The organism is Myxococcus llanfairpwllgwyngyllgogerychwyrndrobwllllantysiliogogogochensis, assembly GCF_006636215.1.
GTDB classification, from domain to species: domain Bacteria; phylum Myxococcota; class Myxococcia; order Myxococcales; family Myxococcaceae; genus Myxococcus; species Myxococcus llanfairpwllgwyngyllgogerychwyrndrobwllllantysiliogogogochensis.
This window is the reverse complement of record NZ_VIFM01000980.1, coordinates 1-391: the sequence shown is the minus strand read 5'-3', so window position 1 is coordinate 391 and position 391 is coordinate 1. Positions and strand designations below refer to the sequence as shown.

The 391-nt window shown below is 55.5% G+C and carries 1 pseudogene; it reads left to right on the top strand.

The annotated features are described in order from the left end of the window. Positions 1-391, top strand: a pseudogene (locus FJV41_RS56535) (hypothetical protein); the annotation flags it as partial.

Below are 391 nucleotides of genomic sequence, written 5' to 3'. Positions count from 1 at the left end.
TTATGTCACTATCCTTGATGAGGCTACGCTGCTCACCTGGATCGATAAGCTGAAGCAGGCGCCGCTCTTTGCCTTTGATACGGAAACCGACAGCCTGGATAACATCTCCGCCAACATGGTTGGTCTTTCATTCGCTGTTGAGCCGGGCGTGGCCGCCTATGTCCCGGTAGCGCATGATTACCTTGATGCGCCGGATCAGACCCCGCGCGAGCGCGTGCTGACGCTGCTTAAACCGTTGCTGGAGGATGAGAAGGTGCTCAAGGTCGGGCAAAATCTCAAATACGATCGCGGCATTTTGGCTAATTACGACATTGAGCTGCGCGGGATTGCGTTCGATACCATGCTCGAGTCTTACATTCTCGACAGCGTGGCGGGCCGCCACGATATGGAC